This is a genomic window from Methanocorpusculum petauri (assembly GCF_026891975.1).
Taxonomy (GTDB): Archaea; Halobacteriota; Methanomicrobia; order Methanomicrobiales; family Methanocorpusculaceae; genus Methanocorpusculum; species Methanocorpusculum petauri.
Genome location: NZ_JAPTGB010000047.1, coordinates 1 through 1,465, shown reverse-complemented (window position 1 = coordinate 1,465; position 1,465 = coordinate 1). Strand labels below are relative to the sequence as shown.

Sequence of the window (1,465 nt, the reverse complement as noted above, 5' to 3'; positions counted from 1 at the left end):
TTGTACTGTTGACGACCGCAGATCTTTAAGTCGGCGTGGCGGATAACAGAAACCGGAATACTCCTCTCGAATGGCACGTCCCGACAGACCGCCTATGCGAAGGAATGTATCAAATTGGATCTCTGCTATGAAAAAGAATTGGTTGAGTATGTGATCAGATAATCTGGAGGATAATTATGCAAGAAAAGAAGAGATCACCTTGGTTCATCGCGGGATTGATCCTCATTTTATTTTTATCCCCGTACTTAGGATACATGGGTGCCAGCTGTATCGCTGGTTTTGTGAATGGGGAGAAAGTATACGAGATAACGATCTCCGGTTTTGAAAATGCTTCCATTGATCAGCCCCTTACCATCTATCTGCCGCTCCCCCTGGTAAACGGCGAATCCCTCTATCCTGATGACCGGTATCAGAACAAACAGTTTTCCGACTGGAAATCATCCGTTGTTGAGACGCAGTATGGAAAAATGCTGGCATTTCGTTCAACATCTTTGCCGGTAAAAAATCTCCATGCTGCGTTTGAGGAGACTGGTATTTTCACACCCACTCTCCCAAAAATGCGGGGAGAGTCGTCCCTGACCTACACTCCACACTCTACGGATAATCTCAGTACAATGCTCCAGTACAACGCGATTGATAATTATCCAGAGTGGGGCGGACCGTTTTCGACGTATGTGTATCTTCCGGATTCTCTTGCAGACACGAATGTGGACTCTGTTGAAATATGGATTTCAACGAAAGTAAAAAGAACGAACAACCATTTTCTGATGAGTTCTGGGATGACGTACTATCTTGAAAGCCATGTAAAAATCCCGGTAGAACATATATCTGGATTTATTCCTATACCCGGTTTTTCCACATATGTCCCCTGGGACAGATTCTGATGAGTCCATCCGGAAAATATTTTGTGAAAACAAAATGGACAGAACAGGATTTTCTTTTTTTTTGATCATCCATTTTCGGATGAACAGATTGGAAAAAAACTCTTCAGAACATCCTCGCAGCAGCGTGACCGGAATAAAAAAATTCACCACGCCCAAAAAAATATTTTTCGTATGCCGTGATGAAAAAAATATTTTTTCGGTGGATATGCAGCGAAAAAATTCCGTGAAAAATATTTCGGACATCTGCCTGCGGTACAGGATCATTTTGCCAGGCGTTTGCAGATCTGATATCCGTTTTGCCTCGCCGGAAAGGGAGCAGCAGAACTCGTCGTTCATCAGGTTCCATGAGAGTGGTGATGCGCACGATCTGTTGGGATGCGGGATAAGAGTAATGTCTGTTCATTCAAGTGCCACAGACGCGCACAAGCGGACATGATAGTCCCGGCATCATATCTGCCCCCAGCCAGAATGGGAATAATACGTATTTCATCAGAGGGTGAGTGTTTGGTTTTTCTCTTGGGAGAATTATTGATCAGAACCCCGCATTTCACTCAGAAAATTCAAAGAGATGATCAATACCT

Annotated in this window: 2 protein-coding genes; both read left to right on the top strand. The window is 43.8% G+C overall.

Annotated elements, in window-relative coordinates; translation table 11 throughout:
• Positions 1-176: 176 nt before the first annotated feature.
• Positions 177-884 (top strand): hypothetical protein, encoded by a 708-nt coding sequence (locus O0S10_RS10425; RefSeq protein WP_268925819.1) that lies wholly within the window; start codon positions 177-179, stop codon positions 882-884.
• Between the two features lie 34 nt (positions 885-918).
• Positions 919-1,320, top strand: a complete 402-nt coding sequence (locus O0S10_RS10420) for a hypothetical protein (protein ID WP_268925818.1) — start codon at positions 919-921, stop codon at positions 1,318-1,320.
• Positions 1,321-1,465: the final 145 nt, after the last annotated feature.